This window comes from Butyrivibrio sp. (assembly GCF_024699075.1).
In genome coordinates this window covers 1-5994 of the sequence record NZ_JAILQF010000211.1, presented here as the reverse complement: position 1 = coordinate 5994, position 5994 = coordinate 1, and the positions used below count along the sequence as shown (strand labels likewise).

At 38.1% G+C, this 5994-nt stretch carries 4 protein-coding genes; 2 read left to right on the top strand and 2 right to left on the bottom strand.

Annotated elements, in window-relative coordinates; genetic code table 11:
- A partial coding sequence (locus K6G87_RS08290; RefSeq protein WP_296835757.1) for a methyl-accepting chemotaxis protein occupies positions 1-1487 on the bottom strand: 1487 nt, incomplete at its 3' end.
- 272 nt (positions 1488-1759) lie between these two features.
- Complete coding sequence (thrH, locus tag K6G87_RS08285) at positions 1760-2365, bottom strand: bifunctional phosphoserine phosphatase/homoserine phosphotransferase ThrH (protein ID WP_296835756.1); 606 nt, start codon at positions 2363-2365, stop codon at positions 1760-1762.
- Between the two features lie 107 nt (positions 2366-2472).
- Here thrH and K6G87_RS08280 point away from each other — a divergent pair, with 107 nt between their 5' ends.
- Both K6G87_RS08280 and K6G87_RS08275 read left to right on the top strand, forming a co-directional pair.
- Positions 2473-4413 carry an EAL domain-containing protein gene (locus tag K6G87_RS08280; protein ID WP_296835754.1) on the top strand — a complete coding sequence of 647 codons (1941 nt, stop codon included), beginning with the start codon at positions 2473-2475 and terminating at the stop codon, positions 4411-4413.
- A 220-nt stretch (positions 4414-4633) separates the two neighbouring features.
- Positions 4634-5994: HlyD family secretion protein (locus K6G87_RS08275; RefSeq protein WP_296835753.1), on the top strand; the 1361-nt coding region annotated here is incomplete at its 3' end.

Below are 5994 nucleotides of genomic sequence, written 5' to 3'. Positions count from 1 at the left end.
GCATTATCTGCAAGGCTCTTAACTGCCTGAGTAACTTCATTACTTATATTCTGGATATTGCCGGCTGTCTGACGTGAGTTTTCTGCAAGGGAGCTGATCTCTTCAGCAACAACTGCAAAACCTTTACCTGCTTCACCTGCTCTTGCAGCTTCGATAGAAGCGTTAAGCGCAAGGAGATTGGTCTGGGATGCAATATCTAGGATAACATTTGTAAGCTCGTTGATCTGAGCAACCTTTTCACTGTCTTTTACAGAATTTTCAAGAACGCTTGAGAGTTCTTCCATTCTGGAACCGGTATTATCTTTCTTACTCTGGGCATCATTCTTGATATCAATGGCTTCAGACTTGATCTCCTGAGCCTTGGATGTACCATCTTCTATACCATTGTTAATAGTGCTTGTAGCATTTTTGACATCATCAAGCTTACTGTTGATAGTGCCTGCTGTATCTGATACGTTCTGCATACTTGCTGAAAGCTCCTCAAGAGCTGCAGATGTATTTGTGATATTATCGCTTGCAAGCTGAACCTGACCTGTAATGTTATTGGAAGATTCTGTAAGTGTAGCTGTACTGTCTTTTACATTTCTAAGGATTCCCTGTAATGATTCTATGAATCCGTTAAAGCCATCCTTGATATATATAAGTTCTGAGGAAGTAGGAACTGTAACTCTGGATGTAAGGTCACCTTTATGATTTCTGATATTGGAAATAATATCATTGATCTGGGTGGCAATCTGTTTAACCTTACGGCCTACAAGTCTGTAGTTGAATACAATAGAGAAGATGCTGGCTGCTATGTAGATGGCAAACATTATGTTAACCATAAAGACAGCAGAGTTTGCGCTGCTTTCTACGACTTGTGCCAGAGTCTCTCTTGCTACAACAACCTGCTCATTAAGGATTACTAGTTGATCTTTCATATTTGCAAGCTGAGTAGAAGCATCTCCGTATACTACACCAAGAATTGTATTTACATCATCAACCTGTGCAGCTTCTATAATGGTTGTATAACCTTCACGGTAGCCTTCATAGTTCTCTTTTAGGGTGTCTACTGCAGTTACGGATTCTTGTGATACACCTCCGCCTTCTGCCATATTGGTGAAAGTCTCTTCGATAGTAACTATAGCAGCGTCCATTTCTGTTATACAATTTTCCATTTCAGGAACCTTAGTCTCAATCTGTCCAAGTTCCTTGATAGTATCGAACATAGATGCCATAGCAAAACCATCATTATCCAGAATACGCATATCAACTTCAAACACGCGCATGCTGTCCATGACATTTTCTGCCATAGTTGATGTTGATGAAGATGTATGTGCTATATTCATCATCTGGGTAGTTACTATTGCTATAGATACTAAATATACAATAAATAGGAAGATATAAGTTATACCCGACATTCCGGATACGGTTTTGAAAAATGGAACCTTCTTGGTTTCTGATGTAGAAGTCTTTTTCTTTTCGAATACTTCATCTTTAGCAGCCATTAAATCCTCACTTTCTGATGCTGAAACATCTTATGACAGGGAAAATTGTCATTTCAAATTATTGCACCGTTTAAAGTGCAATTATTTTTAGAACCTACTTTAAAATTTTTATCGACATAATTTTGTAAAATGATTATAAGATATTTGATTAAAAGTATGAAAAAAATAAAGACTACTGCCATTAGAGATAATCTATACTAGATTCTAATGGCAGTAGTCATCAAAGTTTTAAAATATATGATATTATAGTAGGTGGAGCTAAATAAGATATATCAAAGATTCATAGCACCTTTGATTGCATTCATAAGTTCGTCATAGGTTTCGAAAGCAGGAAGATCAGGGTTATCAGCTTTGATCTGATCAGTTGACTTGAAAAGGAAGCCGGCTTTACTGGCTTTTATCATCTCAAGGTCGTTATAGCTGTCTCCGCTTGCGATCGTTTCAAAGCCGATTGACTGAAGTGCTTTTACAGTAGAAAGCTTACTGTGGTCGCATCTCATCTTAAAACCTGTTATCTCACCATTTGGAGCGACTTCAAGGCTATTACAGAATATAGTAGGCATTCCAAGTTTCTTCATAAGAGGACTTGCGAATTCCTGGAATGTATCAGAAATAATAATTACCTGTGACAAAGAGCGAAGCTCATCAAGAAACTCTTTAGCACCGGGCATAGGATCGATAGTTGCAATTGTCTCCTGGATCTCTTTGAGGCCAAGACCGTGCTCTTTAAGAATGCCGAGTCTCCATTTCATGAGCTTGTCATAATCAGGCTCATCTCTGGTTGTCTTTTTGAGTTCGGGTATACCACTTGCCTTTGAAAATGCAATCCAGATTTCCGGAACAAGAACACCTTCAAGATCTAAACATGTAACAAACATAAAATTTCCTCCTGAAAAACTTTTTACTTAACAGCTGTATAACAGTATAACAGTTTTTTGCAATTTTATGCATTAATAATAAATATGATTTTTGGGGAGATATATTGATGGTCTGGAATGTTTATTTTGAAATAGCAGCACTTATGATCTCAGTGGTACTGATACTGTCTGATCTTTGGAAGAAGCATCTTCCTTTCAGGTCCTGGAATTATTTTTCCTGGCTTATAAGCCTGCAGATAGTAAGCTGTATAATGAATATTATTGCATGTGGGATGGCTCAAAAGCCATCAGACTATTCTGTAGCTTCACATTATATAGTCAATATGGTCTATTATGCCTGCTATATTATGGAGATATGGTCTTTTGCCATATTTACTATCGCAATGACAGGTCGTAGCAAAAATATAGGCAGAAAGGCCTGGTTTATAATTGCATTTCCATATCTGGTATCTTTTTTATCTGTGATCATGACTCCTGTTACACGCTTATTTTTCTATATTGATGAGGGAGGCGTATATCATAGGGGCTGGGGATACTATTATACATGGATGATATTTCTTGCTTTCTATTTTTTCCTTCCTCTTTCATATGCATGGTTTTACAAGGGACATATGGCACCTCGCAGAATGATGTATACGATAGGATTCTGGGTATTGTCTCTTACAGGAATGATATTGCAGGGGCTTATTTTCCCGGATGTTCTTCTTGAAGGAATATTTAATACAGCAGCCATACTAATAATATATCTCGATATACAAAATCCTTCACAGTTCACAGATGCAGATACAGGTATCTATAACCAGTGGGCTTTTGGTGAAGTTATAGATGAGAAGCTTGAATATGGTGATCCTATAGATATAAGCGTTATAGGAATCGAGAACTTTCCTGTACTTGAAAGCATATATGGAAGAAGAAAGCTCATGAGAGTTCTTCACAGCATAGCAGATGAGATCACAGAGCAGATCAAGGGAATAAGCCTTTTCTATATGCATAGGGGAAGATTTGCTCTTCTCTTTGAGACAAGCAGTAATCATAAGCAGATAGAGCAGGCTATAAGAAGACGTTTTGAGATGCCCTGGGGTGAAGATGAAGGTAAGGTTACTTTCAAGATTCACATGGCGCATCTAGGCGCTGATGTCCCTAAGATGAGCATTCGTGAAGTATTTGATTCGCTTGAAGAGGGCCTTATAAATGCTGAGATGAAGGACAATGAGATAACAGAGAATATAAGCGCAGAGAGAATCGAAGAAATAAGAGAAGGAATAAAGGTTGAGCATGCTGTCAGTAAGGCAATAAGAGAAAGAAGGATAAATGTTGCCTTCCAGCCCATATATTCGACCCAAAATGAAAAGATCATATCAATTGAAGCTCTTGCAAGGCTTGAAGATGAAGAGCTGGGAATTATAGAGCCTGAAGAATTTATTCCGATAGCAGAAAGAAATGGAACTATCGGTTTTATAGGAGCCCAGGTCTTTGAACAGGTGTGCTCTTTTATAAGAGAGCGTGATATGGAAGATCTTGGAGTTAAGTTTATAGAAGTCAACTTATCCCCTATTCAGTGTAAGTCGGGAGAAATTGTATCAGAACTTTTTAATATCATGGACAGATATGAGGTAGATCCAAGACAGATCAATTTCGAGATTACAGAATCTGCTATGACGGATGGCAAGATATTAAATGAGATGATGAACAAAATCATAGAAAGGGGCAGTACCTTCTCTCTTGATGATTACGGTACAGGTTACTCAAACCTTGTTGAGCTTTTAGAGCTTCCTTTTAAAATAGTAAAAATTGATAAGTCACTTGTATGGTCATTTTTTAATGGAGAGTCTGATGTTCTTCCAGATATCATTAAAACTTTCAGACAAAGGGGCTATGAGATAGTTGCGGAGGGAGTTGAAACCCATAACATGGCTGAAAAGCTAAGAGATATGGGATGCGAGTATCTTCAGGGATTTTATTTTTCGAAGGCGCTTCCTGCAGATCAGCTTGTATCCTATGTTTATAACAACAGGCGTCTTCGTATACTCGAAGAGATGAGGCTCTAAAAAAGGCGGAGTAAAACCTCCGCCTTTAATAAGTATATAATTAACGTAATTTAAATTATTAGCATATTATAAATCTTCTGAAAAAAGTATAAAGCCGTCAATTTTGTGAAAAAAGTGTGTATAATCATAAAAGACAAATTTGACTCAATATGATTGAGTTGAATATCTGAATTTTTTTCTAAAAAATCTAAGCTGGGATATTGAAAGGGTGTTGTAACTAATGAGTGCAAAAATCAAAAAGAAGACTTGGAAGAGGTTTATTAAGTGGGGGATTATTGCGGTAGTCATAATAGCAATTGTCTTGTATTTTAGAAATGCTGCAAATAATGTTGCAGAATCCATGTACACAGATGACGTAGCTACTCTTCGTGATATTCAGACATATCATACATTTACAGGTACTACAGAGCCTGTAAATTCTTCAGAAATAATCCCGGAAGTAACAGGTGTAAAGGTAACAGAGGTCATGGTTGAAGTCGGTGATGAAGTAAAAGCCGGCGATGTTCTTATGACGCTTGATACTTATAGTATACAAAGCTCCATAGATCAGCTTACAGCTACAATGGATGCAAGTGATGCAAGTAATGCCATAAGTATAGCTCAGGCACAGAAATCCTATGATGACCTTAAATATGAAATCGACAATGGTCTTAATACAACAATTCAGAATGCTTTAAGCGGTATCGATACTGCATTTGCAAGCCTTGTTACAGCACAGGAGAATTATAATAATGAAGTTGAACTCAATAACAGGCAGCTGTCAGATAAGATAAGCACAGCTATTCACAGCGTAGATACGGCATATACTTCTGTATCAAGTGCGCAGACAACTCTTTCCCGGGCCCAGGAAGATCTTTCAAAGGCAGAAGATAACGGCCTTAGCGGGGATTCGCTCACAAGTTATAAAAGGGCAGTAGAGGATGCACAGACATCGGTTGATAGTGCATGGAGTGAATATAACTACGCAGTGTCTCAGTTCGAAGCAGCCAAGATGAAAGAAGAGAATTCCCTGACTCAGCTTTATGATTCTCTTATTACAGCACAGATCAATTATCTTAATGCAATAGACTCTTATAATGCGGCTGTTCTAGCAGTTAATCAGGAGCTTGAAGGCTATCAGCTTACTATCCAGTCAGCTGTTGCCCAGGGCAATGATTCAGTTAACCAGTTAAAGCTTGCTGATCTTCAAAAGCAGCTTTCTGACTGTACTATCACATCTCCAAGAGATGGAATAGTTTCTGCAGTTCCTGTAGAAGCCGGTTCTTATGTTACTACAACAGGTTCTGTAGCTACAGTTACTGATTATAGTGAGATGAAGATCGCAGTTAAGATAGGTGAATACGATATCCTTGGAGTAACAGAAGGACAAAACGTCATCGTATCTATAGACGCGCTTGAAGCTACATATGATGGCACTATCACCAAGATAGCCAAGGCAGCGACTGTATCAGGCGGTGTATCTTATTTTGAAGCAGATGTTGAGATTGAAGCTGATGAAACAGTAAGAAGCGGTATGAGCGCAGAAGTAAAGCTTATAATCGATGATGTATCACAGGTTGTATCAGTTCCAAGTTCTGCAGT

What these genes read in the sequence shown, in the direction of transcription:
- K6G87_RS08280 (WP_296835754.1), top strand. Translation starts at nt 2,473, where the DNA reads ATGGTCTGGAATGTTTATTTTGAAATAGCAGCACTTATGATCTCAGTG.
- thrH (WP_296835756.1), bottom strand. Translation starts at nt 2,365, where the DNA reads ATGTTTGTTACATGTTTAGATCTTGAAGGTGTTCTTGTTCCGGAAATC.